The sequence below is a fragment of the Mycobacteroides franklinii genome (genome assembly GCF_001853795.1).
GTDB lineage: Bacteria > Actinomycetota > Actinomycetes > Mycobacteriales > Mycobacteriaceae > Mycobacterium > Mycobacterium franklinii.
In genome coordinates, this window is sequence record NZ_MLIK01000024.1 from 1 (window position 1) to 26880 (window position 26880).

A 26880-nucleotide genomic window follows, 5' to 3' on the forward strand; every position below is an offset into this window, starting at 1 on the left:
CGGTGTTGGTGCAGACACCACCGAGCATGTTGTCGCGTTCGACGACCGCCACCGACTTACCCAGCTTGGCCGCGGCAATAGCGGCCTTCTGGCCTCCGGGGCCGGAACCGATGACGACGAGATCGTAGGTAGGGGTATCTGGACCGTTGGTCATGGGTGTACTCATACGCCGATTCGCCGAATCGTGCATGCCGTCCGCGTCACGGCGACGTGAACAGTTGTCCCAGCCGAATCTCGCGCGCGCCTCCTGGGACCCACGGTGTGCCGATGGCAGCATGTGACCGTGACGGCATCGCGGCTGGTAGCGACGATGGTTGTGGCTGGATGCTGCGCGCTCACGGCTGCGGCGTGCACGCGAGCGGTCGACGGCCTGGCCGTGGAGCCATCGGGTGGCGCCTCATCCCCGTTGCCGACCACCACGACCGCTGTGCGGGCACCGGCGGGCCCGGTGGGCCCGCTGCTGCTGGCGCCGACGGATTTCCCGCACCAATATCCCGCCACCACGCTGGATCCGGATGCGGCCGGTTTGGCGCTGCGCGATATTCGCGGTGTACCCGATGCGGCCACGGTCGCCCCGACGACCTGCGCGCCGGCGCCACTTCCGGCGGTGCCTCAGGATGCGGCGGTGGCGGTGGGCGCCAACGAGGCCGATAACTCGACCATCACGGTTGCGGTGCTGCGCGTTCCGCAGCCCCTTGCCGCGTACAAGTCTCAACTGGAGCGATGCACCTCGTTCACCTTCAGCGGTCCGGATCAGATCCAGAGCACCGTGACGGTGTCGGAGGCAGTGGCTCCGCCCATCAACGCCGACGATTCGGTCGCGATCAATCAAACGGTGGCACCCGCGGCGAAGGGTACTGGCACGCAGACGACCATGTCCCTCATCGCGCAGATCGCCGATATACGAATCCAGGCCACCTACATGACATTTCAGGGCATCGAGCCCGACGCGGTGCTACTGGATCAGGCGTTCACGGCCGCAGTGCTCAAGGTGCACGACAGCGTCCGCTGATCAGTGACAGCCGGTGCTCGATCTTGGTGACGAACGGCGACGTCATCGCCCGCACGAGCGTGCCGTAGCCGACACCGAAGTCGATCTCGTCGCCGACCGCGATCGGATGATCACCGAGATCGACCACCAGGTGGTCGCTGCTCATCCCGAGGATCGTGATGCCCTCGGGTGGTTGCAGGCCGTCGGGGTCCACATCCTGGCGGCCTAGGGCCAGGATTGCTTGGCGCACAGTCGCGCTGCCGGTGCGCACCGGTGCCGCGCCGAAGGCCGCCTGAGCACGATCTCCCCAGGGTTGAGCCGGTTTCATCGCGACCTCGATGACCTCGGCGCTCAAGATGAAGGCATCAGTGTGCAGGCCGGGGATCGGTGTCCGGTACAGCGGGTCGACACCGAGAAGGATGGCTTCGCCGAGTCGGAGTTCGTCGATCCGGCCGACGTCGTGGGTGTGCAGCGCCCAGTTCAGGTTCGCCGAGTTGCCGCCTGAGACGACGTCGAGCGAGATCCCGTGCAGCGACTCGATGTCGTTCGCGAGTCCGGTGAGGATGCCCATGTTCCGGTCGTCGGGCACGACACCGCTCTGACACGCGAGGTTGGCGCCGAGCCCGGCAAGCCGCAGTGAGGAGTGACCGAGAACGGCCCGCACCGCCTCGGGGGCGTCGGCCAGTGCGATGCCCTCGCGCAGGTCACCTAGCTCGATCATGAGCACCACGGCGTGTGTCCGTTTCTGCCGGGATGCGGCCTGATCGAGTGCCGTCAGCACGACGGCCTCGGTGTTCAGACTGATGTCGGCGACGTCAACGATGCGCGCCACTTGGCTGAGCATGGGCGAGCGGATCAACGTCCGTGGTGGCAATGGGTCGAGGTCGGCCAGTCGTGCGAGGTTCGGTATCCGGGAATCGCCGAGGCCACGGGCGCCGCCGCGCAGCATCGCCGCGCCCACTCCCGGCGAACCCAACACGGCCTTGGTGATGCCGGTGACCCTGACGCCCGCCCCGGCAAGCCGGTCAACCAGGGTCCGCGTGTTCTGCTCGACCTTGTCCAGATCGGTCTCGAGCCGGAGCGTCACACCCGGGTTGTCGTGTCGGCCTTCCCCGCGAGCTTCCTCTCGAGTTTTCCCGCGAGCACCGGGAATGCCGCCAACACCATGTCGACCAGATCCGACGAGGGGCGGGTCAGCGGGTCGGTGACCGGGAGTCCGAGCTCCGAATGATGCTCGGAGATAGCATCTTTCAGCTCGGCGTCGGTCATTTCCTCGTGGTTGATCGTGACCCCGATGACGCGGGTGTCGGCGAACGCCTCGATCAGTGCGATCTCGCTGGCGGCGGTGGGCATCGGCACCATCGGGAAGTCGCCGAGCACTTTGCGCTTGGGCGCGTGCTGCACGATCACGCCGGCCGGACGGCTGCCACGCAGGATGTGAGCCGAGGTGATGTACGCGGGGTGGCTGAGCGCGCCCTGGCCCTCGACCACGATGACGTCAGGATCCTCGCCCTCGAACGCGGCGACGACTTGGTGCTCGACCTCACCCGAGCAGAACTGGGGGACCAGCGCGTCCAGCGCGACGCCGTACTTCCCGCCCTGGATCAGGGTGGTCTGACCGGTGCCGACCATGACCGCCTTGATGCCGCACGCATTGAGGGCCTGAACCAGCAAGGTGGCGGTGGTGCGCTTCCCGATCGCCCCGTCCGTGCCGAGGATCGCGATCCTGGGGCAGGTGACGTCGAAGATCCGGCCGGAGAACAGATGCAGGTCGCGCTTGGCCTTCGGCTGGCGTACATCGGTGATGGTGACGCCGGCGATCACGGCTGCCGCCACGAACTCGGCATCGTCGTTGAGGAACTCGTGCAGGCCGTTGATGATGTGCATCCCGCGGGCGATGCCGTCGAGCAGTACGAGTCGCTGCTCATTCGACAGCAGTCCGTCGGCAGGGGCCAGCCCACAGATCAGGTAGTCGGGTACCTGACCCGCGTGAGCGATGGACTCGGCGAGCGAAGCCAACACCGGGATGCCGTTCGCGGTGTCGTCGAGGAATTGCCCGGCGTCGACTCCGGCCCGCAGGCTGTCGATGACGCTGAGGATCTCGTACTTCTCCGAGTGCCGGACCAGGCCGTTGGCGGTCTTGCCGTCCTGCTCGCCGAATTGGCCTTCGCAGTAGACGATTGCGGTGGAACCGGCAGGCATCGGCAGGGGAGCTGCGGGAAGGTTCCCTTCGCTCCGTTCGGACGCATGAAGAAAGGGAGTACCGCTTGCGAGTGAAGACATGGGATCCTCTGAGAAGTCTCAGAGAAGGCGACGGGATCGAGGCGGGGCGATGAGCCCAACGTCCAACGAGTGGTCTGCCCTGAGGGTCGGCAAGATTACCGACAAGTTAATGGTACCCGATCTGCGGTGACCGTCCCGCTTCCGGGCTTGCCCATCACCGCTGATGCACGCCGACCGCGGGCGCGTTGTCCACAGTTGCGTCCGTATCCACAGATCCCCGGAGGCACTGTCACGACGTGCGGTCGCCGTCGGCGCGATGACGGTCCTCGCTGTCACCGTGCGGCCATGACATCACTGATTCCCGGGCCCCCCGGACGCCCCGACTTTCGACTGAACCGACCCGCCGCTCTCATCGCCGCGCTTCCGGCGATGCTGGGCTTCATTCCCGAAGATTCGCTCGTGGTCGTCACGCTCGCCGATGGGTTGGTCGAGGCGATACTGCGCAGGGATCTGCATGACCTGGACGATCCTGAGCACGCGGCTTTCGAGGCGCTGGCAGAGGTGCTCGGCCCAGGGCCGGCCGACGCGGTGATCGCCGTGGTCATCAGTGCGGTCCTGCCCGATCTGGAGGCCGGCGATATCATCCGTCGGCTCGCCAAACATCTTAATTGCCAGGGTATTTCGCTGACCGCCGGCCATGTGGTGGACCGGGTTGGCTCCGACGGATGGTGGCGGTGCTATGACGGATGCGGTGCCGGTGGGCCCGTCGATGATCCGCAATGTTCACCGCTGACAGCGGCCGCGGTGTTGGCGGGCAGGACAGTGCATCGGCGCCGAGAAGACCTCGTGGCATTGATCGCGCCCACCGACACTCGCCGCACCGCCGTCCTGGCTGCCGCACTGCGGCGCCCATTGCCGGTGCGGCGTGACGATGCGGCGGCGGACCGGCGTGCCGTGAATCGGATCATGCGGGCGGCGTGCCAGGTGGCCGAATTCCGGCCGCTCTCGAATCGCGAGATGCTCGCCATCGCGCGTTCCCTGACCGTCCTGCGTGTTCGAGACACGGTGTGCGCGTTGGCTGCAGGCGTGTTGGCCGCAGATGTGGAGCGGCTTTGGTTGGCGCTGAGTCGGCTATTGCCCGCACCCTGGCGCGCCGAGCCGCTGGTGCTACTGGGTTTTAGCGCATATACGCGCGGCGACGGCCCGCTGGCAGGCGTTGCGCTGGACGCTGCGCTCACGGCCCAGCCAGAGCATCGACTGGGGCAACTGCTGCTCTCGGCGCTGCATTCCGGGATGCGGCCCGCTGAGATCGGCACCCTGGCCGACACGGGATTTCGGCTCGCCCACGAGTTGGGAATCAGCCTGCCGCCCAGAGAGATCCGGCGGGTGGTTAGACCTTTTCGACCATGACGGCATGAGCCATCTCGTGCGGCAGCTCGACGCTCTCGTGGCCGGGAATGATGATGATCACGCCGTCGGGGGACGGCTCCACGGTCACGCGTGCGTTCGGCACGACACCGGCGTCCTTGAGGCGGGACAGCAGGCCGGTATCGGCTTGCACATGCTCGGCCAGCCTGCGCACAACCACGGCGACCTGAGGGCCCGACGGGATGTCGGTGAGCCGTACCGCGCTGGCGCTCTCGGACCGGTCGGCAGGCACACCGAGCTCGGAGAGCCCGGGAATGGGATTGCCGAACGGTGAGGTGGTCGGGTTGTTGAGCACCGTGAGCAAACGACGCTCGACGTCTTCGCTCATCACGTGCTCCCAGCGGCATGCCTCGGCGTGCACGTCCTCCCACGGCAGCCCGATGATGTCCACCAGGAGGCACTCGGCCAAACGGTGCTTACGCATCACGGACACCGCGAGCGCACGACCCTTGTCGGTGAGTTCGAGGTGGCGGTCGCCGGCGACGTTCAGCAGGCCGTCGCGCTCCATACGGGCCACCGTCTGACTGACCGTCGGGCCACTCTGCTCCAGCCTTTCGGCGATGCGGGCCCGCAGCGGCACCACGCCCTCTTCTTCGAGGTCGTAGATCGTTCGCAGATACATCTCAGTCGTATCGACAAGATCGTTCACTACTCGCCCCTTACGGTCGTGCTCAGTCTACCGATCTACAACGCAATTCGGGGCGCTGCGCTTCCATAACGCAGCGCCCCGAGGGCAGGGTAGTAGGTCAACTAGCTCGCGTACGAACGCAGGCGCTCCGCACGGTCACCGTGGCGCAGCTTCGTCATGACTTCGCGCTCGATCTGGCGCACCCGCTCGCGGGACAGCCCGAACAGCTTGCCGATCTGATCCAGCGTGCGTGCCTGTCCGTCGTCGAGCCCATAGCGCAACCGAATGACCTGCTGCTCGCGTTCGTCCAGCGTGGACAGCACGCTGCGCACATCCGAGTGCAGCAGCTCGGCGATGACGGCGTTTTCCGCCGACATGGCCTCGGTGTCCTCGATGAAGTCACCCAGGGGTGCTTCCTCATCGGTCCCGACCGGCATGTCCAGGCTCACCGGATCCCGGCTGTGGTCCAACAGGTCGCCGATCTTTTCCACCGGAATGCCGGACTCCTCGGCCAGTTCCTCGTCGCTGGCTTCGCGACCGAGCCGTTGGTGCAGTTCACGCTTGATGCGCGCCAGCTTGTTCACCTGCTCCACCAGGTGCACAGGCAGGCGGATGGTGCGGCTCTGATCGGCCATGCCACGGGTGATGGCCTGACGAATCCACCAGGTGGCGTAGGTCGAGAACTTGAAGCCCTTGGCGTAATCGAACTTCTCCATGGCGCGGATCAGACCCAGGTTGCCTTCCTGGATGAGGTCCAGCAGCGGCATACCGCGGCCGGTGTAGCGCTTGGCGAGCGAGACCACCAGACGCAGGTTGGCCTCCAGCAGGTGGCTGCGCGCCGCGCTGCCCTCGCGCACGATCACCGCCAGATCCTTCTTGCGGGCCTCGCCGAGGCGTTTCTTGGTGTCGAGAAGGTGCTGGGCGTAGAGCCCCGCCTCGATCCGTTTGGCCAGCTCGACTTCGTCCTCCGCGGTGAGCAGAGCAGTCTTGCCGATGCCGTTCAAATACACCCTGACGAGGTCGGCGGCTGGACTCTGAGCGTCCAGATCCTCGGACTCGGTGGTGCGGGCCGGACGGGTCGTGGCGTTTGCCATCGCTGCCTCCTAGTTGATCCGTAAGTCTCATGTGTTGCAACGCCCGGTCGGCCCAGAAAGTTCCTGAGGTTCCCAAACGTCGCTGTCATTGACCTGCGGATTTGTCGTCGGCAGCTGAGAATGTCCTGAGAATTGACATAGCTGTCCCTAAGACGGGCCGGCGGAGTCCTCTGGCGGGGTGTGCGGTAGCGGTGGAGAAGCGGGATCAATCGCTCTGCGTTCTGCGGTGGGGAAAAGCGCATGATGCTGGGTCTGAGGTCCGTAGCGGCGTGGCTCCTCGGCCTTCCGGGGAGGCCGGTCGTTGGCGATCAGCACCGCCATCCACGGCAGTGGGATGGACGCGGCCAGGATGGCCAGTGATATCCACCCGTTGTGCCACACGCTGTAGGCCCAGCCGGCGCCGATGAGCGCCGGGAACCGGAACGCCATCAGCGTCAGATAACGGCGTACCCGAGCGCGATGCTGGTCCTCTACGGAGACGGAGGCCGCGGTGATGAGTACGGGTCGGCCGTCGTCATCGAACGACAGCTCTTTTCTCATATGTCCAGGATGTCACAATGGAGGTATGGACACGCAGACGATCGAGCGTCCCGACACCACCGTCGACGAGAGCACCGATAGCGATACGCCGAAGGTTTTCCACTACGTCAAGAAGGACAAGATCGTGGAGAGCGCGGTCATGGGAAACCATGTGATCGCCCTGTGCGGTGAGGTCTTCCCGGTGACTCGCTCGGCCAAGCCTGGCTCGCCGGTCTGCCCCGACTGCAAGCGCATCTACGAAATGATGAAGAGGGACTAACAGCCCTCGGGGGAGTCGGACGATGATGCCTCGGCATCATCGGCTTCCTTGCCATTCAGGCCATTCTGGCCATTGTTGGGGCTCAGCCATTCCCGCAGCTGCCGGGCGTGTGTTGCCCCGGCCGGCCAGTTCTCCTCGATCGCCGCATTGAGTTCTGCGCCCAACACGATCGCGAATCCGAGCATGAACGCGAACAGCAGGAACGCGATCGGGGTGGCCAACGCACCGTAGGTGTACCCGGTTCCGGTGATCCAGTTCAGATAGAACCGCAGCCCCAGACTGGCGATCACGAAGAACGTCACGGCAAGCAGCGCGCCGATCCACAGTCGGTGTGAAGGCAACGGTCGCGGTAGGGATACCCGGTACAGCAGCGTCACCAAGGCCACCAGTGCGATGCCCAGCAGCGGGAAGTAGCCGTACCGCAGCAGTGCGTTCCACGAATCGGGTACCACACCGGCGATCCGCTTGGGTCCCAGCGCGATCACCGGCAATGTCACGACGGCCATCGCCAACGCGGCGACATACAGCCCCAGTGCAAAGAACCGCTGACGAACGGGGTGGCGCAACGGTGTCTGGTCATGCGCCTCCACCACGGAGTCCACAAAACTCGATATCGCCGACGACCCCGCCCACAGTGAGATGACGAACCCGATCGACACCACCTCGCCACGCCCGTCGCGCATGATGTCGACAATTGTGGGCTCGATGATCTCGGTGACCACACTCTTGCTGAACACGCTGTTGGCCACCCGCAGGATGCGCTCCTGAATCTCGGGCAGCGTATCCGGACCGAACAGCGGCCCGACAAACGTCAAGCTGCCCAGGATGCCCAACAGCAGTGGTGGTAGTGACAACACCTGCCAAAAGGCGGCTTGGGCCGACTGCGCGAAAATTGAGTCGTCCCAACTCTTTACGGCAGTCCGCCGCATCACATGCAAGACGTCCCGACCGATCGAGACATGGCGCGGCTTCTCACTCATGGCCACACCAGCATTCCTGATGGGATGGTCAGTGGTGGCTACTGGGGGTGAAACCGCGGTGACTAATCCTCGAGCGGGCCGCTGATGTACAGCACGGCGGACATCGCGGACAGCTTCTCGGAGTGCTCGTTGGCGTGGTGCTGGCAAAAGAGCAGCTCGGCTCCCGACGGAAGCGTGGCGCGGACCCGGGCAGCCGCTCCGCAACGATCGCAGCGGTCAGCCTTCGTCAGCTCGGGACTGGTCAGAGTTGCGTTCATGGCTCCTCCGTATCTCTTCCGGAGCTTTGCGGTCCGGTGAACCGCTCGGCGCTTCCGTTTGTACCTGATATGTACATTGTCAGACGTTTGGGGGGTTTCGGTTGTTCCCCATGTGTGTTCGGTGTGTCGCGGCTCACGTCCGGTGCGTTACCGGGCCGGGGCGGGGCCGATGGGCCACCCGTGGGATGAGGATCAGATACTGGTGTGATGCAGTCGATGCCGCCGGACGAAGCCGAACTTGTTCACATCTGCACGGTGCAGGAGTGGTCCTCGGCGCGTGCGCGAGGGGAGCATCGGCCCAGTTCACTGGCCGAAACGGGATTTGTTCATCTCTCCGCGCCGTATCAGGTTCACCTGCCCGCCAATCGCTTGTATCGCGGAAGGTGTGATCTGGTCGTATTGTCTGTTGCCCTGAATCTGCTTGACTCTCCGGTACGTTGGGAACCAGGCGTGCCCAGCGACCCTGAATCGATGCTTTTTCCTCATCTGTACGGACCGCTGCCGATTGCCGCAGTTACTTCTGTGGCGAATTTCCGGCCGGGACCGGATGGCTTTTTTAAGCCGCTGGCACCAAGCACTTCCTAAGCTATCAACGTGGTAGCTAGACTGGCCTAGTTCGTCGGTCTTGAGATAAGGGGGTAACCGCGGTGGCCTCTTCAAATCACCCGCTTACGACCGTGCTGGCCGACGAGCCCGCGGTCGGCGCTTCCTGGCGGCCTGAGCTTGCTGCGATGTTCAGCCAGGGCGCCATCACCGACGATTCGCTCAACCTCTCGTTCACCGAGATCGTCGCCGAGAACTTCCGCCCCGGGCAGCTGCCCGTCGAACTGACCCGCCTACGCGAGGCGGGCACCGTTGTGGTGCCACACGGTGTGTCATTGGGTCTTGCGGGCGCCGATCTGCCGGACGCCAAGCGCGTCAAGCACCTGGCTGCCCTGGCCGCCGAGCTGAACGCCCCCATGGTCAGCGAGCATGTGGCTTTCGTACGGGCCGGTTTTGAGAACGGGCGGCACAGCGGTGTGCTCGAGGCGGGACACCTGATCGCTCCGCCGCGCACCACATTGGCTCTCGATGTGCTGGTGGACAACGTGTCCCGGGTGCAAGACGACCTCGGTGTGCCGTTGGCGCTGGAGAATGTGGCCACGACGCTGCAGTGGCCCGAGAATGAGCTCAGCGAGCCCGACTACCTGCGCGAACTGTCGCGACGTACCGACTGCTGGCTGGTGCTCGATATCCCCAACCTGTACGCGACGGCGGTGGCCTCGGGCACCGATCCGGTTGCGCTGCTGCGTCGTTTCCCCGTCGAGCGCGTCGCGTACGTGCACATCGCCGGTGGCCGCTTGGAGGGTGAGTTGTACTGGGATACCCACGCCGACACCATCATCGACCCGGTGGCCGATCTGCTGACCGAACTGGTGGTGCTCACCTCCGGGCGCAGCCTGGGCGTGCTGATCGAGCGTGACGGGTCGATCGACGAGGCCAGCGTGAGTGCCGACCTTTCGGTTGTCCGCCAGGCGATCAAGGCGGGTGTTGTTCATGCTTGACAACCGCGAGATGCTGCGGCGTCGCCAGTTGTCGGTGCTCTCGGATCTGTTGGCGGGCAAGGCCCCATCCGGTTTTGATGAGTACACGGCGCTGGCAGCGGGTGCGCAGCTGCGGGTCAAGCGACGCTACGACATCGCCAGGGTGGTGCCGTGGCTCGCGCAAACGCCCAACTGGGAGTACGAATTTGAGCAATACGCGCTGCTGCATTCGATGCAGTGCTGTGTGTTGTGCGATGCCAAGGAATTCCGCCACTATTCCTATGAACTGCCGCGCCTGCGCGACTGGGTGATGGATCGTGAGGTCTCCGAAGGACTGCGCCGCATCGCCCTGGTGCGCCGCGGTGGCCGTCGGGAGCTTCAGATCGCGTTCGGAAAGAAGCTACGTTACTTCGCGTTACGGCCGGAGCGAGCCGAGGCGTGATGACCGCCGTCATCGTCATTGCGACGGTGATCGTGCTGCTGGTCGTTGGGTTGGGCTTCTTCGTAGTCACAAATTCGGGTAGTAGACCGCGCAATCATGGTGATGGGCCGGACCATCAACAGACCGGTTATTCCGGTGCCAGCTGCGGTCCCGGTCCGGGAAACTAGCCAGTAATGCTGGGCGCGTGCAGATTTCGCACCGTCGGTGATGATTTGACCTGCTGTGGGTCCGGATAGGTTCCGAGTATCCGGTCGGCCGTTCCTGAGCTGGTGACGGTGAACCAGTAGTTCTCGTTCTTGAAGTGGTGGTATCGGTGGTTCCGCCAGACTGCGCGATAGATCGCATGTCGCGGTTTGTAATCGGTGTGAATGAGATAGTGCGTCCACTCATAGAACACCAGGAACAACGCCACGGTGAGGGCGAAGGTCAGCCCAAGTCCGGTGCGCGGGAACGCGAATAGCGCGATCGCGGTCAACCCGGCGATCACCACGATCAGGCTGGGCCACGGAATGAACACCAGCGGGATGTCCCGCGGGTCCTGATGATGTAGACGGTGGTCGCGGGCGAGCCGCGAGTCGATTTTCACCGGCCCCAACGCGCGCGGGCGCCAATGCAGGATCCCGACGTGGATCAGCCATTCGGCCACGGGGGAGATGGCCACCAGCGCGATGGGGACGATGACATCGGCGACTGTCCAGCTGCCCAACATGATTCGCGCGCCCAGTAGCGCGGCGGACCATATCAGGAGCATCCACGGGCTGGGGTGTTTGACGAATTCGACAAGGGCATCACGCAGGGTCATCGGCTTGCGTACGGTGCGGGTCATTGTCGGTTCTCCGATTCCACTGTGAGGTCTTCTGGGAGATCGTGCAGGAGTTTGTCAAAGGCTTTGGTGCCCAACGCGAGCATGGCGGCCGCGGCGGTCTGCGCGGCATCGGGATCGTTGGTCGCGATGGCGTTCGCGAGTGCGCGATAGTGGCCGATATCGCCGACCTCGGCGGCCATGACGTTCACCAGTACATCCAGCGCCCGCACGTATGAATCGCGCATGGTGTTGAACACCAGTCGGAAGGCAATCGAATCGGCGGTGTCGATGACCAGCTCCCAGAATCCGAGCGCCTGCCACATCCGTTGTAGCGGATCGCTTTCCGATTCCAGCTCGGAGGCCATCGCGCGCAGCCGTTCGGCCACACCCGGGGTTTGGTCCGACCGTTGTGCGGCCAATCGTGCGACCTGGGGGCCGATGATGGCGCGAGCCTCGATGACGCTGGCCAGCGTGCGCCGGTCTACATCTCCGCCGTAGGCGAGCAGCAGCGGCAGCACATCGAAGCCGGCGTCGCTGCGGTAGTCCCGGATCACCGTCGACCCGCCCTGGCGGATGTGGATCAGGCCCGAACGTTCCAGCCGGCCCAGCGCTTCGCGAACGGCGGTGCGTGAGACCCCGAGGGCTTCGGCGAGGGCGCGCTCACTGGGCAGGGTTTCGCCGGGAGTGCGGTCGCCGGTCAGGACCTGTGCCGCGAGCTGGCTGAATATCTCGTCGGGTATCGACTGACGAGCGATGGGCTGCAGTGCCATGCCGCAACCGTAGCACCCGAATTGGTAAGAGGTCTAGTGGTCTGACCAATTCACCGGCTGGTCGACAATGGCGTCGGCTTCGATCTCCACGAGCAGCGCCGGGTCGATGAGCGCCGACACCTCGACCATCGTGGCCGCCGGGCGGATATCGCCGAAAAACGCGCCGTGGGCCGAACCCACCTCACGCCACCGTCCGATATCGGTGACAAAGATGCGGGTGCGAACGACATCGCGCAACGAGGCGCCCGCCTGGCTAATCGCCGACTCGATGCGGCGCAGCACCTCGCGGGTCTGTTCGGCGATGTCATCGCCTCCGACCGGGGGCTGACCCGGGCGCGCTGCGGTGGTGCCGGCGACGGCGATATGGCCGCCGACCCGCACCGCGCGCGAGTATCCGACCGTTGCCTCCCACTCACTGCCCGACGAGATCTGCACGCGTGCCATGGCGGCAGCGTAAGTGTCGGGGAATACCGGCGGCGATCGATTAATTGGACTGCGATGTGACTGATCGCATTCGCATTGGAATCCAGCTCCGGCCCGCCAAGGCGCAGAACTACAAGCAGTGGCGCGATGCCGTGCTTCGAGCCGAAGACAAAGGTGCGGACGTCATCTTCGGCTACGACCATTTCCACTGGCCGGCCGGCACCCTCAGCAGCAACGGGGTGGTGCTCGATGAAGTGCAACCCGATGTCAACAACTTCGAGGGCTGGACCGCGCTGGGATCATGGGCCGAGATCACCTCGCGAGCAGAGATCGGGCTGCTCGTCACGGGTGTGGGATATCGCAATCCTGATCTGTTGGCCGATATGGCGCGCACGGTCGATCACATCAGTGATGGCCGGGTGATTCTCGGGGTCGGTGCCGGTTGGTACGAAAGGGACTACACCACCTACGGATACGAGTTCGGTACGGCGGGTTCACGTTTCGACCTGTTCGAGGACAGCCTGGGCCGGATCGAGAAACGATTGGGCCAGCTGTTGCCGCAGCCGGTGCGCCCCATCCCGATCTTGATCGGTGGTGGGGGTGAGAAGCGCACCATTCCGTTGGTGGCCCGGCACGCTCACATCTGGCATGCGTTCGGCGATATCGACACCTACCGGCGCAAGAACGACATTCTGATCGCCGAGGCCGACCGAATAGGCCGCGACCACAACGAGATCGAACGCTCCACCAGCTGGGGACTGGACCCCGCCCGCGGGCTCACCTCGGCGGAGGCCGATGCGTATGCCGAGGTGGGCGCCAGACTGTTCACCGTCGGGATCGACGCCGATAACGACTACGACCTGTCGGTGCTGGACGCGCCGCTGGCCTGGCGCGACTCGCGCTCCTGATTGGGCTGATCACTGCGGTTGAACGAGGTAGTGCTCGCTGATCCGCAGGGTGGTGGGCACGTCGGCTGTGACGACGGTGGGTGCGGCGGCCGGTGGTACCCGATTCTCCGGGCGCCAGGTGACGTCCGTGGGTACCAGGATGAACAGGCCATCGTGATCGCCCACCGGGCCGAACCCGGGTCCCGGTTCCCCGAACGGCAGTAGTCCGAGTGTGTCGTGCATCAGGGCCTGTGTGCCCAGCACGTCAGAAACCCCGAAGCCGACTTCACTCAGAGATCGGATATCGCCGACGCCGAAGGGGTGCGCGATTCGGTTGTCGAGGATGTTGCGTTCGATGAGTTCGAGCACCGCGTCATCGGGTCCGGCGAAGTAGAGGCTGCGCGCCTGCCAGTTGGGCGCACAGTCGAATTCGTCGTGCCATTGACCATCGGTCTGCAGGGTCACTCGTTGCGAGAGCCATTGCTTGGCTGGCGCCAGGCTTCCCGCAGGAATGGTGAAGGCGAGGTGATGTGCGCCGTGATACGCCGGTCCGGGAACCATTGTCAGCGTGCTTTCCCCGATGTGAACCGTGGCGCTGTCCGCATCCAGTTCCACTGGTAATTCCAGTGTTTCGGAGTAGAAGCGGGCGGCGCTCGCTACGTCGGTCGCGGTGATCTGCACATCGTGAATCCTCATGTCCCCGAGGCTAGAACCTCACGTGCACTTGAGGTCAAACGAGCGGCTGAAGCTCACCCAAGACCGTCGGCAGAAACTCCGCCACGGTGGGATGGATATGCACGGTGCGCTGAAGCTGCCGTGCGGGCACGCCGTACTGCATCGTGTCGAGCAGACAGTGCACCACCTCATCGCCGCCCACTCCCAGGATCGTCGCGCCGAGAATGAGATCGGTGTCGGCATCGACCAAAACCTGCATGTAACCGTCGGTCTCGCCCTTCTCGATGGCGCGGCCCACCTGACTCATCGGTTTGTGCCCGACAAGCACGGAGCGCCCCGACGCGCGGGCCTGCGTCTCGGTCATGCCTACCCGGCCCAGCGGTGGATCGGTGTACAGGGCATAGCAGGGGAGCCTGTCGGTGACCCGGCGCGGATCGTCGTCGAGCAGGTTCGCGGCGACGATCTCGAAGTCGTTGTACGAGGTGTGGGTGAATGCGCCACGGCCGTTGCAGTCTCCCAGCGCCCAGATTCCCGGCGCGGTCGTGCGTAACTGGTCGTCCACCGTGACGTACCCACGGTCGTCGGTGGACACCCCGGCGTTCTCCAGTCCCAAGTCGTCGGTGTTCGGCCGCCGCCCCACCGCCACCAACACATGAGACCCGACCACCTCGGGTGCGCCGTGCGTGCAGTCGACACCGACGGCGACCCCGCCGTCGTGGCGCGCCAAGTTGATACAGGAGGCGTTGAGGCGGAAGGAGATTCCCTCACGCTCCAGGAATTCCTGAATGATCGCCGACGCGGCCGGGTCTTCGCGCTCCACGAGCCGTGGGCCGCGGTGCACCACCGTGACCTGGCTGCCGAACCGGCGGTAGATCTGCGCGAATTCCAGTCCGACATAGCTGCCGCCGATCACGACCAGATGTTCGGGGATGCCGTCGTACTCGATCAGTGAGCTGTTGGTGAAGACGGGAACATCGTCGACACCGGGCCAGTCCGGCACCACCGCGCGGCCGCCGACGTTCAGGAAAATCCTTTCGGCGGAAATGGTTTCATCGCCCACAGCCAATTCGGTGGGGGATGTGAAGCGAGCGTGCTCGTGGTAGACCGTGCAGCCGAGATCCTTGAGCCACTTCTCGCCGCCGTTGCGCGACGGCAGAATCACCGAATCCTTCCGTTCTCTCACCCGGGCCATGTTCATATCTACCGAACCACCGACGACGACTCCCCAGCGTGCCGCGTTACGTGCCATGTGGGCGGCATGCGCACTGGCGACGAGCGCCTTGGTGGGCCGGCAGCCGGTATTGACACAGGTACCGCCGAACAGGTGTCGCTCCACGATCGCCACCGTCATCCCCGCGCCACGCAGACGGGCGGCCAGCGACGGGCCGGCCTGACCGGCGCCCACGACGACGGCATCAAAGTGAGTGCTCACGCGGCCAGCGCCAAGGTGATCGCCAGCGCCGCAGCGACGGTGACCGCGTCCTCGGTGAGCGCGGCGGGCAGATCCTTTCCGAAGGCCACGGCCAGCTGGCCGCGGGCCCACGCCCCGCCGAGCGTGCCGATGACCGCTCCGGCCGCGCCGAGTACCAGGCCGATGATGAGCCCGGGGCTGGTGCCGTCGGCCAGCGTGCCGAATACCGCACCGTAGAACGCGCCCAGCGCGACCCGTGCCGCGAACGCGGGTGGTGCCTTGCGGCTCGGTGTCTTGGGCAGTTTGTCGTTGACGATCTCGCCGACCGCCAGCACCGTGGCGATGATGGCCACGATCAGGCTCGCCAGGAACGATGCCCAGGTGCCTTCCACGAGAAGGCATTTGGCGAATGCGGCCCAGCTCAAGACGGCCAGTGGAGTCATCGCGCGCAAACCGGCGACGATTCCGATGAGGAGCGCAGCTACATACAGACCTGTCATGGGTTCTCCCGATGCGTAAGCCGGTGATCTTGCTAGAGCTGGGCTCGAGCGTAGACCCGCGATGTGGCTTTCGCTTCAGAACAGGGTGGGGTCATCGAAACCCGGGGCGTGCTCGAGTCTGAGCAGTTCGCGTTTGGTCATGACACCGCCGTAAGCGGAGAAGCCATGCAGGCTGTGATCGGCGGCGAGCACCCGGTGGCACGGGACGATCAGTGGAATAGGATTGCGCCCCAACGACTGTCCGACGGCCTGCGCGGCACCCGGCGCACCGACGATCGCCGCCACCTCACCGTAGCTGCGGGTCTTACCCGGCCCGATGGCGCGCGTCGCCGTGTACACCTCACGATCGAAATCGGTGGTGCCGTCCAGATCCAGCGGGATCCACTGCAGATCGTCGTCCTCGCCGGCGAGGACGCGTCGAATACCGTCAATCGCGTCAGATACGAACGGAGGCGGTGCAAGTTTGTCGCCGCCGGGGCGCCGGATCCTGGCCACGGTGGATGCGTCATCGCCCTCCGGAAGCTGAAGTGCCACGACACCCTCGGCGCTCCACGCGATGGCGCAGGTGCCGATCGCGGTGTGGAACAGGCAATGGCCGAGGGTGCTCACGGTGCCGAGTATGCCGTCCGGCACCGACAGGATGGCTAGGCTGGTCGCCATGGTCGGGGCGGGGCATCGTGCCAGGGGTTTGGCCGTCGCCGTGGGGCTGCTGGCGGTGGTTGTCGGTTGTACGGGCGCGCCGGACCGCCATGAGGAAGCCGCCCGTCTGGAATCGGCGATCACACAGATGCCCGGCGTGGATTCGGCATCGGTGTCCTACGAAAACGCCTTCGCGCGGGGAGCGACGCTGGGCATCGATGTGGCGATGCCGACGGCCACCGCGTCACAGATCGGCGATGTGGTCAGCGCCCTCGGACGGTTGAAGGGCCAGGATTTCGACGGGTTCTACCAATGGACCAACATCACGGTCACACCACGTCAGCGGCTGGTCGTCAGAATTGGCGGTGATCCGAATCTGGTCGCACTGACCACCCAGGTCGACCAGCTCCGGGGCGTGGAGGCCGCCTTCCCCGACGAAACAATCGAGCAGTACTCGGGGATCGATATCACCGATCTGACGATGCCGGTCCCTGAGGCGCTGGCCCGGGTGCGCACCGCGGTCGGCGGCGGGCAGGTCGAGGTGGTGCTCAAGCCGAAACAGGCCAGCAGCGAGCCACTCTGGGATGTCGAATTTCCGTTTCCCGTGAACCGTGAGAGGGCGATCCGCGAGCAGCTCGACCGGATGCCGGTCACACTCGACGGTGTCTGGATCGGGAAACAGGGATACCTGACGCGGTTGACCGCGGATGTCCGCCATCGCGAGAGGGCGTACGAGGACATCGTCGCCACCATTGCGGCGTCGGGTGCCGACAAGGACCGACCCATGAGTCTTCTCTGGGGAGCACAGGACGGTCCGCAGGATCGGAACGAGCCGACCTTCCACGGTGAGGTCTCGGTGGGTGCCTGCAGCTACGGACCCAACGACCAGGGTCAACCGGACCCGAAGTACTTCACCCCGGACGCGATCGACCTGCAGAAACGCGTCCGAGAGCGATTCGACACCTGCCCGCGCTGATCGTTCGGGAAGGGAGCCGTCCCCGCCCGCGCGGAAGGGGACTAGTCGAGGTAGTCCCGCAGCACCTGTGACCGGCTCGGGTGGCGCAGCTTCGACATGGTCTTGGATTCGATCTGCCGGATGCGCTCACGGGTGACCCCGTACACCTGACCGATCTCGTCGAGGGTGCGCGGTTGGCCGTCGGTGAGACCGAACCGCAGACGCACCACGCCGGCCTCACGCTCGGAGAGCGTCTCCAGCACCGACTGCAGCTGATCCTGCAACAGGGTGAAGGACACCGCATCCACGGCGACAACGGCTTCACTGTCTTCGATGAAATCGCCGAGCTGCGAATCGCCCTCGTCACCGATGGTCTGGTCCAGCGAGATGGGTTCACGCGCGTACTGCTGGATCTCCAGCACCTTCTCCGGCGTGATGTCCATTTCCTTGGCCAGCTCTTCGGGCGTGGGTTCGCGACCCAGGTCCTGCAGCAGCTCGCGCTGGATGCGGCCGAGCTTGTTGATGACCTCGACCATGTGCACCGGGATACGGATGGTGCGGGCCTGGTCGGCCATCGCGCGGGTGATGGCCTGGCGAATCCACCAGGTGGCGTACGTCGAGAACTTGTAACCCTTTGTGTAGTCGAACTTCTCGACCGCACGGATCAGGCCCAGGTTGCCTTCCTGGATGAGGTCCAGGAACGCCATGCCACGGCCGGTGTACCGCTTGGCCAGCGATACCACCAGACGCAGGTTCGCTTCCAACAGGTGGTTCTTCGCGCGGTCTCCGTCACGGCAGATCCAGGACATGTCACGACGCTGCGCGGCGGGAAGCTTCTCGCCCTTCTCGGTCAGCTCGGTGACGATCTGGGTCGCGTACAGGCCGGCCTCGATCCGCTTGGCCAGCTCGACTTCCTCTTCGGCGTTGAGCAGCGCCACCTTGCCGATCTGCTTGAGGTAGGCACGCACCGAGTCCGCGGAAGCGGTGAGCTCGGCGTCCTTACGGGCCTGCCGCAGCGCCTCGGATTCCTCTTCGTCCCAGACGAAATCGCCTGATGCCTTGTCCTTCTCCGAGGGCTCGTCGCTGTCGGCTTCCGCCTCGGGCTCGGGCTCGGGCTCGGCGGCAACCTCGGCGAGGTCGGCCTCGATGTCCGCGTCGTCGGCGAGGTCAACCTCGAGATCTTCACCGGGCTCGATATCGGCGTCTTCGGCACTGCCCTGCGGCTCGAGGGCGGGATCGGTTGCCTTCGCGGCAGCCTTCTTGGCCGGCGCCTTCTTCGCGGGTGCTTTCTTCGCGGGCGCCTTGGCGGCGGCCTTCGCGGGTGCCTTCTTGGCCGGCGCCTTCTTGGCGGGTGCCTTCTTGGCCGGCGCTGCCTTGGCGGCGGTCGTCTTCAACGGTGTCTCGGCGGTGGCCTGCGTTACCGGAGCTGCTTTCGTGGCTGCCACGTACGCCCTTTCCTGGCTACTTCGTCGACGCGCATGGGCATGCAAAATCGAGAATTTGGCTGTCTGCTTGATGTTCGTCGCTGCGGGGGAGCACCTGCGTGGCCCTGCGTGCGGCTATCTGAATGCCATTGTAACGACAAGAATGCATAACCTGTGAAAAAGCTAAGGCGAAACGCCAGCGTGTGCGGCCATCGCCGCGCCGACGATCCCCGCGCTGTTCTGCAGAGCAGCCGCCACCACCGGGGTGCGATTGGTCAGCAGCGGCACCCATTTGTCGGCCTTGCGGCTGATGCCGCCGCCCACGATGAACAGGTCGGGCCACAGCGCGTTCTCCACCGCCTCCAGGACCTTGGTGACCTCGGGCGCCCACTGCTTGTAGCTCCAGTCGTTCTTTTCCTTGACCGATGACGCCGCACGGTGCTCGGCCTCCATGCCGCCGACCTCGATATGCCCGAATTCGGTATTGGGCAACAGGATTCCGTTGTGCAGGACGGCGGACCCGATACCGGTTCCGAAGGTCAGCAGGACGATCACACCCGATTGGTCCTTGCCCGCGCCGTAGCGGTCCTCGGCCAGTCCGGCGGCATCGGCGTCGTTGAGCACGGTGACGGTTTGGCCGCCCAGCTCAGCGCTGATGATGTCGTGGACGTTGACGCCCAGCCACGATTTGTCGACGTTCGCGGCGGTGCGTGCCTCGCCGTGCACGATCACGCCGGGATACGTCACGCCGACGGGCCCTGTCCAGGAGAAATCACGCACGACTGTGGCGATGGTCTCTGCGACCGCCTTCGGTGTGGCGGGCTGCGGAGTGGGGTATTTGACCCGCTCGCCGATCATCTCGCCGGTCGTCAGGTCGATGACCGCGCCCTTGATGCCGCTGCCGCCGACGTCGATGCCGAACCCACGCTGCTCGGTATCGCCGCCTCCCGTTGCGGGTGCGGCCGGTCCGGAATCGGTGGCGGTCATCGGCGCTCCTTGGTCCTGGGTCTACGTGGCTGGCGAACGCGGGCGGCGAACACAGCCGGAACACACTGAATGCGAGTGACACCCTAGTGCCCACCGGGGCGCCGCGCGTGTTGCTCTCGGCTGTGCTGCGATAGGTGTGTGGGAATCGATCCGGGAGCATTACGTTCGGTGGCGGTGCGGCTGGCGTCCGAGGCCGCTGAATTCGTGCGGCATCGCCGCGGCACCGTCGACTGGACGGCATCGGTGCGTACCAAGAGCTCCGCGACCGATCCGGTGACACTCGTCGATACCGACTGTGAACGGCTGCTGCGCCGGCGATTGGCCTCCCTGCGACCTGAGGACGCGATCCTGGGTGAGGAGGACGGGGAAAGCGGCGGCTCGACGTCAGATGCCTTGCGGGCAAGCGACGCACCACAGGTGCGGTGGGTCATCGATCCGATCGACGGCACCGTCAATTTTGTCTACGGAATTCCGGCATACGCGGTGTCTGTGGCCGCTCAGGTGGACGGTGTGTCCGTGGCGGGTGCGGTAGCCGACGTCGTGGCGGATCGTGTCTTCTCGGCGGCCTCAGGCGGCGGCGCGACCGTACGCGAGGCGAATGGGCTGCAGCGGCCATTGACGTGCAATCCCGTTCGCGAAACGAATCTTGCCTTGGTGGCCACCGGTTTTGCGTATTCGACGGTGCGGCGCGAGCGTCAGGCGCAGCTGGTGGCGCAGCTATTGCCCCGGGTGCGCGATGTGCGGCGGATCGGGTCGGCCGCCCTTGACCTGTGCGGGGTGGCCGAGGGGCGTGTCGACGCGCAGTACGAACACGGCCTGGGGCCGTGGGACTGGGCCGCGGGTGCGCTCATCGCCCGCGAGGCGGGTGCGGTACTGGTGCTGCCCGATGCGAACGCGCGGAGCGCCGACGGCGCCCTCATCGCCGCGATGGCCCCCGGAATTGCCGACGAGCTTGGGCAGCTGCTGACCGACATCGGCGCGATGGCGCCGATTCCCGGCTAGCAGGTGCTCTGCCGCGCCCGGCTGATGAGATCCGAATTGGCCTGGCTGCCGGGTTTGAGGCTGTTCAGGGCCGACGTGACCGCGTTACCGGAGGCGAGCTCGGTGAAGCCGCTGCCGAGCGCCAGGTCCACGGAGTCATCGGACCGCTTGTCCTCCACGAACTCGACGCACGGAGCCACCAGCGACAACGTCAGCGCGTTGGCATATCCGGATTCTCCGAAGCGGATCTGCCCAACGCAGTTCAGGCGGGATCCGCTGGGGTAGAAGGGGTCGTTGTCGGCGGTTGGTGCGGGGAATCCCAGATCGCGCAGCGAGGCGGACACATCACCGGCCTGGCCGGCCTGGCCGTTGGCGTTCAGCACACGCAGCTTGACCGCGTTCAGTGTGGCGGGGCTGGTTCCCGCAAGCGCCGAGCGCGAGACCGGCTTGCCGATGGCGCCCGACCCGGGCTCGGCCTGCTGAGCGGGCGGGTTGCAGGCCGTCGCCTCTTTGACCGGCGCTTCGCGGGTGAGCGCCGAAGCCCACGCGAAAACGGTGACGGCCAGCAACGCGATGCCAAGGATCAGCGCTGGCAAATAGTTCCGGCGGCGGAACGGGCGTCCGTAGCTGTCTACGGAGGTGCCCTCGGTGATGTCTGCGACCACGGATGGCACTCTAGGCCAGCGGACTTCCTGGCGACAGACAGCGAAATAGACGGGGCGTCCACCACCGTGTGATGTAAATCACACAAAGAACCGGCGCGATACGGGCACTAATAGTTTGTGATGTCCGTTTCAGCCTGGTACAAAGCCTTGCTGCGCCTATGCAGAAGCTTGATGACGAGATGTTGATAAGGGGATGGACGCATGGCTACCGACTACGACGCTCCGAGGCGATCCGACGCCGACGATGTGTCAGAGGACTCGTTAGAGGAGCTCAAGGCTCGTCGTAACGAAGCACAGTCGGCGGTGGTCGATGTCGATGAAGCAGAAACCGCCGAATCGTTCGAGCTACCAGGCGCCGACCTGTCCGGCGAGGAACTTTCGGTCCGGGTTATCCCGAAGCAGGCCGACGAGTTCACCTGTTCGAGCTGCTTCCTGGTGCATCACCGCAGCCGCCTGGCCAGTGAGAAGAACGGCCAGCTGATCTGCACCGACTGCGCGGCCTGAGTGCGGAGCTAGTCGAGGACTAGCTCCGTAGGGCAGCCAACACCCGATCGGGGTGGCGGCTGCTCACCAGCCAGTACGGAGTGGGGTCGTCGGCATCGTCGAGGACCACCAGAACCATCGGGCCGATCCAGGCCCGGTGCACGACGAAGGCCGCCGGGTCGAGCTGGCGGCCGAGCGCCGCGCTCTTGGCGGTCGCGGGAATCTCCGCGGACTTGGCGATCACGCTGACCGGTAGATGCGCCGATCCGGCGCGCAGCTCGGTGGCGCCATCCGGTCCGGTGGTGACCTCCACGCGGATCCTGCTGAACCACAACAAGACTCCGGCGACGATCGCGAACAGGATCGGGTACGGAACCCAGCCGGGCAGCTGGCGCATGCTCTGATTGATTTCCAGCCCGATCAGCGTTGCCGCAACGAAGCCGGGCAGCGCCCACCACCATGGAACCCACAGCCGCTCGAGATAGCGGATGTTGGTCGTGTTGCTGGGGGAGTCCGTCACGCGGCCAAGGGTAGTCTGGGCGATCGTGCCCACATCTACGAGATTGGCGATCGTTCGCCTCGATCGAGAGCTTCCCCTGCCTTCCCGTGCGCATGCCGATGATGCGGGGGTCGATCTCTACAGCGCCGAGGACGTCGTGATCGAACCCGGCCGCCGGGCGCTGGTGGGTACCGGTATCGCCGTGGCCGTCCCGAGTGGGATGGTCGGGTTAGTGCATCCGCGTTCGGGCCTGGCTGCGCGCGTGGGCCTTTCGATCGTCAACAGTCCCGGCACGATCGATGCCGGGTACCGTGGCGAGGTGAAGCTCAGCCTGATCAACCTGGATCCGGAGACTCCGATCGTCATCGCCCGTGGCGATCGGATCGCACAGCTGCTGATCCAGCAGGTCGAGTTGCCCGAGCTGGTTGAGGTGGATTCCTTTGACGAGGCCGGTCTGGCCGTGACGACCCGAGGCGCGGGTGGGCACGGCTCTAGCGGCGGACATGCGAGTTTGTGATGGCTTTACACCGCAGCGGTGGTCTCAACGACCTAGATGACGCAGCCGACGCCTCCGCGTCGGGCTCGGGGCCGGACGAAACATTCGACGGCCCATACGAAATCGAGGACTTCGACAGCGCCGAGGATGCCGGAATCGGGCGCCTGGACCTGGGTTCGGTACTCATCCCGGTGCCCGAGGCCGGGCAGATCCAGGTCGAGTTGACCGCGGCGGGTACGCCCGGCGCGGTCTTCGTGCTGACACCCAACGGGCGCTATTCGGTGGCCGCCTATGCCGCCCCGAAATCCGCCGGTCTGTGGCGTGAGATCGCCGGCGAACTGGCTGAGTCGTTGCGCAAGGAAGCCGCCGAGGTCTCCATCACCGACGGCCCCTGGGGCCGCGAGGTCGTCGGAGTCGCCGAGGGCGGCTCCGTGCGGTTCATCGGCGTCGATGGCTACCGGTGGATGATCCGCTGTGTGCTGCAAGGACCCGCCGAGACCTTCGACGCGTTGGCACAGGAGGCGCGCGAGGCAGTCGCCGATACCGTCGTGCGTCGCGATGAGAGTCCCTACCCGGTGCGGACCCCGCTGCCGGTGGCGCTGCCCGCACCGATGCTGGAGCAGCTACAGCAGGCGCAGGCCCAGGCGATGGCCCAGGCCGAAACCGAGGCCCTCGCCCAGGAACCCGCGCCGCAAGATGATCCGACGCCGGTGGCACGCCGCAGCGTCTCCGGGTCGGCGATGCAGCAGTTGCGTTCCACCATCACCGGCGGCTAGATCGGAACCTAATCCGGATCGAACCGGAACACCGATAGCGTTCCGGCCAGCGCCTCGAACTCTTCGGGAGTTCCGTGCCGCACCAACCCGGCGCTCTTGGCGAACCGCACACCCACCGGAACCTTCAGGGCGAACTCCCGCAGCACGCGTCGTGCCGCCTCGGGTGGCACGGTGACGATCCTGACGTGCCGGACGCGGTTTCTTCTGGTGAGCGTTCCGGCACCGGCCGCGGCGGCATTACGCGCCCAGTCCGAGCCCGGATAGCCGCCGACAGCGAACAGCCGGCCGTCCATGTCGAACGGTGTGATCGGCGTGGGGCGAGGCTGACCGGTTTTCCTGCCGGGGACGGTGAGCACCATCGCCGGACCCGTGGGGATGCCGAGGCGGTGAAAGGCCCGCACGAGCTTGTTCATCGGTTTGAGCCACCGGGGTGGCTGCGCGCTCGTCATGGTCACCGTCCCTGCTGCGCCGCGAATTCGGCGGGTGCGAACTCGGCTCGAAATCTGTTGGCCCATGCCGCGAATGTCTCCGCGGGATGCCCGAGTATCCGGTCCACCTCGTGGGTCACCACGGCCGGTTCGGTGAGGGTGGCTGCCTGCATGGCCAGGTACGCGTCGGCGAAATCCACCGGAAATCCCAGACCAACGAAGCGCTGACGTACCAGATCATCGGCAACTTGCTGGTACTCCAGGGGGCGTCCCAATACGTTCCCCAGCACCGCGACCAGGCCGGCATTGGTGAACGCCTGTGGGCCGGTCAGCGGGATGCGCTGCCCGATCAGATCGTCTGTGAGCAGCGCACGGGCCGCGACGCCGGAGATATCGCGGTCGGAGATGGGTGCGGCCGAGGCTGCTGCGTACGGTCCACGGATCACATCACCCGCCGTCAGCTGGCTGCCCCACATGCCGAGAAAGTTGGAGGCGAACACGGTCGGGCGCAGACTCACCCACTCCAGCCCGGACTCGACGGCGTACCGTTCCACCTCCTTGTTCCGGTCGCCGCGAAGCCGGGATGGCTGGCGGGAGAAATCGTCCTCGCAGTTGATGGCGGACAGCGCGACGAGCCGCGTAACTCCCTCGTGCACAGCCTGATTCACGAAGTGGGGGAGATCGTCTCCCAATGCTCGTGAATTCAGGAAGACCGAAGTGGCGCCGCTGAGCCCGGCTCGGGCCGATTCGACGGTTGCGACCTGTGGCGAGAAGTTCGCGTGCGCGGGACGCCGGGTGACCGCACGTACGTCGGCGCCTGCCGCGGCGAGTAGGTCGACAAGTGGGCGTCCCACATTGCCTGTTGCGCCGGTGACGAGAATTGTCATGTCGGGTACTCCAATTCGGGAGGTTCGGGATGGTATTCAGCGGGGTTGGTGGCCCACATGAGTACGACGGGGCGCGAGCGCCGAAAGTTACCGGCGGCGGCGGTAACTTTCGGGGCCGCGGAATCGTCGTAGTGGCATGAGTTCTTCGAATACTCACGACGCGCTGGTGGACGCGGCCTGGCGCGACCATTACCCGTACCTGGTGAACCTGGCCTATCAAATGCTCGGAGACATCGGCGATGCCGAGGACGCGGCCCAGGAGGCGTTCGTTCGGCTGGCACGTGCCGACGAGGCGGAGATCGACGAGCCGCGTGCCTGGTTGTCGGTGGTGACGGGTCGGTTGTGTCTGGATCAGTTGCGTTCGGCGCGGATGCGCCGCGAGCGGACCAGTGCCGCATCCATGGTCGAATCATCTGCGCCACTGCATGTTTCGGTGAGTGAGGATCCCGCTGATCGGGTCACCCTGGACGATGAGGTGCGCGGCGCCCTGCTGGAGGTGCTGCGCTCGCTGAGCCCCGCTGAACGCGTCGCGTTCGTCCTGCACGACGTCTTCGGGGTCCCGTTCGAGGAGATCGCGTCGACGGTGGGCCGCCCGGTGGGCACCTGTCGCCAACTGGCCCGGCGCGCGCGTACCCGATTCCAGCAGTCCACATCGCGGGCCACTGATGTCACAGGTGCCGAGCACCAGCAGCTGATCGAGAAGTTCGTCGGTGCATGCGCCCACGGCGACCTGAGTGGGTTGATGGCGGTCCTAGATCCCAGCGTGTGGGGGATCGGCACCATCATCGGGGATCCCGCGCCCCCGCCGCAGGTCAACCGCGGGCGCACCGATGTCGCTACCAACTTGCTCATGTACCTGGGGCACGGCGCCACGCTGGTGGGTGGGCCGTTCGGGCAGCCGGTTCTTCTTGCCTTCGCACGGCGCCGGCTCTTCGCGGTGGTCACCCTGACGGTGCGCGATGGTCTGGTGCTCAAGATCGAGGCCACCGCCGACCCCGCGGCGCGTGGACTGTGACTCAGATATCACCGAGCGCGTCGACACACGCCCGTCCCAGGCACGTCGGGTCGACCCCCAATTGATCCAGGGTGAAGGTACGCAGCGCCGCGCGCGGTGCCCAGGACGCCCAGTCCTGGCCTACCGCGAGCGGGTGGATCGGGTCATCGGTGGCCGCTGCCACCGCCAAGGGCACGGTCAGCCCGCGGATATCGTCGGCGGACGGATTCACATAGGCCGAGACCTCCTCCATGGCATCGGGTAGACCCGGCCACTGGACGGCCCATGATCGGGTGAGCTCGGCAGCAAGCCAGCCGGGGCTGCTGGCCTGCATCGCGGCGGTTACCGCGGCCAGCCCGTCAGAGCGCAGCGATTCGGCGGTGACGCGCGCCGACACCGAGGCCGGCGAGTTTTCCGGCGCTCCGGTCCATGCGGGCATCGCCGCCAGCACCGCCACTGCCGCCCCGGGGTTCTGCAATGCCCACGTCAGAGCCACGGCGGTGCCGATGGACACCCCGCCCACCACGATCGGTCCACCCCGAGCGGCTCGGTCGAGCGCCCGCCGATACCCGTTGACCAGGTCATTCGGTTCTGGGCGCACCGCGATCAGGGTCGCTCCCGCCGTGGCGAGGGCGGGGCCGAAGGCCCGGTTGATGAAGTCGTCATCGGAACCCGTACCGGGCATCAGAACAGCGGTGTGGCCATCAAGTTTTGGGGATGAGCCGCGTGCGTGAAGAGCGTTGATGGACGTCACGCCCCTGATTTTGCCCCGTGCGTGAGACACCCCGGGGGTCGCCTGGCATCGCGGGGCACAAGGGTCTACCGTGGCG

35 protein-coding genes are annotated in these 26880 nt (G+C 65.6%); 13 read left to right on the forward strand and 22 right to left on the reverse strand.

The annotated features are described in order from the left end of the window. Positions 1-166: FAD-dependent oxidoreductase (locus BKG76_RS24605; protein WP_131815831.1), on the reverse strand; the 166-nt coding region annotated here is incomplete at its 3' end. Between the two features lie 111 nt (positions 167-277). On the opposite strand from BKG76_RS24605, the gene BKG76_RS19395 reads away from it, so the two are divergent. Then, on the forward strand, positions 278-1012 hold the full coding sequence (locus BKG76_RS19395) for a hypothetical protein (RefSeq protein ID WP_070939374.1): 735 nt from the start codon (positions 278-280) through the stop codon (positions 1010-1012). Here BKG76_RS19395 and BKG76_RS19400 read toward each other — a convergent pair. Continuing rightward, a complete protein-coding gene (locus tag BKG76_RS19400) occupies positions 987-2078 on the reverse strand; it encodes an alanine/ornithine racemase family PLP-dependent enzyme (protein WP_070939375.1) in 1092 nt (363 codons plus the stop codon). The two genes, BKG76_RS19395 and BKG76_RS19400, sit on opposite strands and share 26 nt — an antisense overlap. Continuing rightward, positions 2075-3274: a DUF1611 domain-containing protein gene (locus BKG76_RS19405; protein WP_207543794.1), complete on the reverse strand. Its 1200-nt coding sequence runs from the start codon at positions 3272-3274 to the stop codon at positions 2075-2077. The genes BKG76_RS19400 and BKG76_RS19405 overlap by 4 nt, the downstream gene beginning before the upstream one ends. A 285-nt stretch (positions 3275-3559) precedes the next feature. Here BKG76_RS19405 and BKG76_RS19410 point away from each other — a divergent pair, with 285 nt between their 5' ends. Next, the gene (locus BKG76_RS19410) at positions 3560-4624 is read left to right on the forward strand and encodes a DUF4192 domain-containing protein (protein WP_070939377.1); all 1065 of its coding nucleotides are present in this window, start codon (positions 3560-3562) and stop codon (positions 4622-4624) included. Here BKG76_RS19410 and BKG76_RS19415 read toward each other — a convergent pair. From BKG76_RS19415 to BKG76_RS19425, 3 genes are all read right to left on the reverse strand, one after another. Further along, entirely contained in the window at positions 4605-5291 is a 687-nt protein-coding gene (locus BKG76_RS19415; RefSeq protein ID WP_070939378.1) for a metal-dependent transcriptional regulator, read from the reverse strand. The two genes, BKG76_RS19410 and BKG76_RS19415, sit on opposite strands and share 20 nt — an antisense overlap. Positions 5292-5392: 101 nt before the next feature. Next, entirely contained in the window at positions 5393-6364 is a 972-nt protein-coding gene (locus tag BKG76_RS19420; protein ID WP_070939379.1) for a sigma-70 family RNA polymerase sigma factor, read from the reverse strand. 147 nt (positions 6365-6511) lie between these two features. After that, positions 6512-6904 carry a DUF3099 domain-containing protein gene (locus BKG76_RS19425; RefSeq protein ID WP_070939380.1) on the reverse strand — a complete coding sequence of 131 codons (393 nt, stop codon included), beginning with the start codon at positions 6902-6904 and terminating at the stop codon, positions 6512-6514. Between the two features lie 25 nt (positions 6905-6929). Between BKG76_RS19425 and BKG76_RS19430 the strand changes: the two genes are divergently transcribed. Then, entirely contained in the window at positions 6930-7163 is a 234-nt protein-coding gene (locus BKG76_RS19430) for a DUF3039 domain-containing protein (protein ID WP_070939381.1), read from the forward strand. Here the strand turns inward: BKG76_RS19430 and BKG76_RS19435 are convergent. Together BKG76_RS19435 and BKG76_RS19440 are read right to left on the reverse strand one after the other, a co-directional pair. Further along, positions 7160-8143, reverse strand: coding sequence for a YihY/virulence factor BrkB family protein (locus BKG76_RS19435; protein WP_070939382.1), 984 nt, complete (start codon positions 8141-8143; stop codon positions 7160-7162). The two genes, BKG76_RS19430 and BKG76_RS19435, sit on opposite strands and share 4 nt — an antisense overlap. Positions 8144-8205: 62 nt before the next feature. Next, a complete protein-coding gene (locus tag BKG76_RS19440; RefSeq protein ID WP_070939383.1) occupies positions 8206-8400 on the reverse strand; it encodes a DUF7455 domain-containing protein in 195 nt (64 codons plus the stop codon). Between the two features lie 207 nt (positions 8401-8607). On the opposite strand from BKG76_RS19440, the gene BKG76_RS24610 reads away from it, so the two are divergent. The 3 genes from BKG76_RS24610 to BKG76_RS19455 all read left to right on the forward strand — a co-directional run bounded on the left by BKG76_RS24610 (position 8608) and on the right by BKG76_RS19455 (position 10365). Next, a complete protein-coding gene (locus tag BKG76_RS24610) occupies positions 8608-8985 on the forward strand; it encodes a DUF952 domain-containing protein (protein ID WP_083338139.1) in 378 nt (125 codons plus the stop codon). A 62-nt stretch (positions 8986-9047) separates the two neighbouring features. Continuing rightward, positions 9048-9944, forward strand: coding sequence for a multinuclear nonheme iron-dependent oxidase (locus BKG76_RS19450; RefSeq protein ID WP_070939385.1), 897 nt, complete (start codon positions 9048-9050; stop codon positions 9942-9944). Then, entirely contained in the window at positions 9937-10365 is a 429-nt protein-coding gene (locus tag BKG76_RS19455; protein WP_070939386.1) for a hypothetical protein, read from the forward strand. The genes BKG76_RS19450 and BKG76_RS19455 overlap by 8 nt, the downstream gene beginning before the upstream one ends. Positions 10366-10528: 163 nt before the next feature. Here the strand turns inward: BKG76_RS19455 and BKG76_RS19460 are convergent, their stop codons facing one another. The 3 genes from BKG76_RS19460 to BKG76_RS19470 are packed head-to-tail and all read right to left on the reverse strand — an operon-like array spanning position 10529 to position 12384. Continuing rightward, positions 10529-11191, reverse strand: a complete 663-nt coding sequence (locus tag BKG76_RS19460) for a sterol desaturase family protein (protein WP_070939387.1) — start codon at positions 11189-11191, stop codon at positions 10529-10531. Continuing rightward, the gene (locus tag BKG76_RS19465; protein ID WP_070939388.1) at positions 11188-11940 is read right to left on the reverse strand and encodes a FadR/GntR family transcriptional regulator; all 753 of its coding nucleotides are present in this window, start codon (positions 11938-11940) and stop codon (positions 11188-11190) included. The genes BKG76_RS19460 and BKG76_RS19465 overlap by 4 nt, the downstream gene beginning before the upstream one ends. Positions 11941-11973: 33 nt before the next feature. After that, on the reverse strand, positions 11974-12384 hold the full coding sequence (locus BKG76_RS19470) for a RidA family protein (protein ID WP_070939389.1): 411 nt from the start codon (positions 12382-12384) through the stop codon (positions 11974-11976). A 56-nt stretch (positions 12385-12440) separates the two neighbouring features. Here BKG76_RS19470 and BKG76_RS19475 point away from each other — a divergent pair, with 56 nt between their 5' ends. Further along, positions 12441-13271 carry an LLM class F420-dependent oxidoreductase gene (locus BKG76_RS19475; RefSeq protein WP_070939390.1) on the forward strand — a complete coding sequence of 277 codons (831 nt, stop codon included), beginning with the start codon at positions 12441-12443 and terminating at the stop codon, positions 13269-13271. Positions 13272-13280: 9 nt separating this feature from the next. Here BKG76_RS19475 and BKG76_RS19480 read toward each other — a convergent pair whose 3' ends face one another. From BKG76_RS19480 to BKG76_RS19495, 4 genes are all read right to left on the reverse strand, one after another. Continuing rightward, positions 13281-13946 (reverse strand): VOC family protein, encoded by a 666-nt coding sequence (locus BKG76_RS19480; RefSeq protein ID WP_070939391.1) that lies wholly within the window; start codon positions 13944-13946, stop codon positions 13281-13283. Between the two features lie 34 nt (positions 13947-13980). Further along, positions 13981-15357, reverse strand: coding sequence for an FAD-containing oxidoreductase (locus BKG76_RS19485; RefSeq protein WP_070939392.1), 1377 nt, complete (start codon positions 15355-15357; stop codon positions 13981-13983). Then, on the reverse strand, positions 15354-15836 hold the full coding sequence (locus BKG76_RS19490; protein WP_070939393.1) for a DUF4126 domain-containing protein: 483 nt from the start codon (positions 15834-15836) through the stop codon (positions 15354-15356). The genes BKG76_RS19485 and BKG76_RS19490 overlap by 4 nt, the downstream gene beginning before the upstream one ends. A gap of 75 nt (positions 15837-15911) precedes the next feature. After that, on the reverse strand, positions 15912-16469 hold the full coding sequence (locus BKG76_RS19495; RefSeq protein WP_165611553.1) for a methylated-DNA--[protein]-cysteine S-methyltransferase: 558 nt from the start codon (positions 16467-16469) through the stop codon (positions 15912-15914). 25 nt (positions 16470-16494) lie between these two features. Between BKG76_RS19495 and BKG76_RS19500 the strand changes: the two genes are divergently transcribed. Beyond that, positions 16495-17451, forward strand: a complete 957-nt coding sequence (locus BKG76_RS19500) for a hypothetical protein (RefSeq protein WP_070939395.1) — start codon at positions 16495-16497, stop codon at positions 17449-17451. Positions 17452-17492: 41 nt separating this feature from the next. Here BKG76_RS19500 and BKG76_RS19505 read toward each other — a convergent pair whose 3' ends face one another. Together BKG76_RS19505 and ppgK are read right to left on the reverse strand one after the other, a co-directional pair. Further along, complete coding sequence (locus BKG76_RS19505) at positions 17493-18920, reverse strand: RNA polymerase sigma factor (protein ID WP_236737613.1); 1428 nt, start codon at positions 18918-18920, stop codon at positions 17493-17495. Positions 18921-19037: 117 nt separating this feature from the next. Then, a complete protein-coding gene (ppgK, locus tag BKG76_RS19510; protein ID WP_070939397.1) occupies positions 19038-19841 on the reverse strand; it encodes a polyphosphate--glucose phosphotransferase in 804 nt (267 codons plus the stop codon). Positions 19842-19979: 138 nt separating this feature from the next. Here ppgK and BKG76_RS19515 point away from each other — a divergent pair, with 138 nt between their 5' ends. Further along, positions 19980-20843 (forward strand): inositol monophosphatase family protein, encoded by an 864-nt coding sequence (locus BKG76_RS19515; protein WP_070939398.1) that lies wholly within the window; start codon positions 19980-19982, stop codon positions 20841-20843. On the opposite strand, the gene cei is transcribed toward BKG76_RS19515, so the two are convergent. Beyond that, positions 20840-21487, reverse strand: coding sequence for an envelope integrity protein Cei (gene cei / locus BKG76_RS19520; protein ID WP_070939984.1), 648 nt, complete (start codon positions 21485-21487; stop codon positions 20840-20842). The genes BKG76_RS19515 and cei overlap by 4 nt on opposite strands. A gap of 201 nt (positions 21488-21688) precedes the next feature. On the opposite strand from cei, the gene BKG76_RS19525 reads away from it, so the two are divergent. Further along, positions 21689-21991, forward strand: a complete 303-nt coding sequence (locus BKG76_RS19525) for a DUF4193 domain-containing protein (RefSeq protein WP_005057245.1) — start codon at positions 21689-21691, stop codon at positions 21989-21991. Positions 21992-22010: 19 nt separating this feature from the next. On the opposite strand, the gene BKG76_RS19530 is transcribed toward BKG76_RS19525, so the two are convergent. Next, positions 22011-22523 (reverse strand): DUF3093 domain-containing protein, encoded by a 513-nt coding sequence (locus tag BKG76_RS19530; RefSeq protein WP_207543795.1) that lies wholly within the window; start codon positions 22521-22523, stop codon positions 22011-22013. A 10-nt stretch (positions 22524-22533) separates the two neighbouring features. Here BKG76_RS19530 and dut point away from each other — a divergent pair, with 10 nt between their 5' ends. Beyond that, positions 22534-22986 (forward strand): dUTP diphosphatase, encoded by a 453-nt coding sequence (gene dut, locus BKG76_RS19535; protein WP_109420912.1) that lies wholly within the window; start codon positions 22534-22536, stop codon positions 22984-22986. Next, on the forward strand, positions 22986-23741 hold the full coding sequence (locus BKG76_RS19540; RefSeq protein ID WP_070939401.1) for a DUF3710 domain-containing protein: 756 nt from the start codon (positions 22986-22988) through the stop codon (positions 23739-23741). The genes dut and BKG76_RS19540 overlap by 1 nt, the downstream gene beginning before the upstream one ends. Before the next feature lie 8 nt (positions 23742-23749). Here BKG76_RS19540 and BKG76_RS19545 read toward each other — a convergent pair whose 3' ends face one another. Both BKG76_RS19545 and BKG76_RS19550 read right to left on the reverse strand, forming a co-directional pair. Beyond that, the gene (locus BKG76_RS19545) at positions 23750-24154 is read right to left on the reverse strand and encodes a nitroreductase family deazaflavin-dependent oxidoreductase (protein WP_083338190.1); all 405 of its coding nucleotides are present in this window, start codon (positions 24152-24154) and stop codon (positions 23750-23752) included. A 38-nt stretch (positions 24155-24192) separates the two neighbouring features. After that, entirely contained in the window at positions 24193-25056 is an 864-nt protein-coding gene (locus tag BKG76_RS19550) for an NmrA family NAD(P)-binding protein (protein ID WP_070939402.1), read from the reverse strand. Between the two features lie 136 nt (positions 25057-25192). Between BKG76_RS19550 and sigI the strand changes: the two genes are divergently transcribed. Continuing rightward, a complete protein-coding gene (sigI, locus tag BKG76_RS19555; protein WP_070939403.1) occupies positions 25193-26071 on the forward strand; it encodes an RNA polymerase sigma factor SigI in 879 nt (292 codons plus the stop codon). 1 nt (position 26072) lies between these two features. On the opposite strand, the gene BKG76_RS19560 is transcribed toward sigI, so the two are convergent. After that, positions 26073-26735 (reverse strand): alpha/beta fold hydrolase, encoded by a 663-nt coding sequence (locus BKG76_RS19560; protein WP_070939404.1) that lies wholly within the window; start codon positions 26733-26735, stop codon positions 26073-26075. Between the last annotated feature and the right edge of the window lie 145 nt (positions 26736-26880).